Source organism: Flavobacterium sp. FlaQc-48 (genome assembly GCF_044007335.1).
In the GTDB taxonomy this organism is placed as follows: Bacteria; Bacteroidota; Bacteroidia; order Flavobacteriales; family Flavobacteriaceae; genus Flavobacterium.
In genome coordinates this window covers 1-415 of the sequence record NZ_JBIPCR010000063.1, presented here as the reverse complement: position 1 = coordinate 415, position 415 = coordinate 1, and the positions used below count along the sequence as shown (strand labels likewise).

Genomic DNA, 415 nt, shown 5'->3' with positions numbered 1-415 from the left:
ACGCGCCGGTTGCTCAGGATGAAAATACAAATTCAGTTATAGCATCTACAGCGGGAGCTACGGCTATCAAAGCTTTAACAGCTACCGATACTGACGGAACAGTAGTAAGTTATACAGTTTCTACTTTGCCTTCTCACGGAACTTTAGCCTTAGGCGGAGTTGCGGTAACAGCAGGTCAGGTTTTGACACCGGTACAAGCAGGTAACCTTACCTATGCACCAAGTGGTACATTTACAGGAAACGATAGTTTTACCTTTACGGCTACCGATAATTTAGGAGCGGTAGATATTACTCCGGCTACGGTGACTATTCCGGTAGGGAATAACGCGCCGGTTGCTCAGGATGAAAATACAAATTCAGTTATAGCATCTACAGCGGGAGCTACGGCTATCAAAGCTTTAACAGCTACCGATAC

At 45.5% G+C, this 415-nt stretch carries 1 protein-coding gene; it reads left to right on the top strand.

Annotated elements, in window-relative coordinates; translation table 11 throughout:
* Positions 1-415: Ig-like domain-containing protein (locus ACHRWY_RS27590; RefSeq protein WP_395359232.1), on the top strand; the 415-nt coding region annotated here is incomplete at both ends.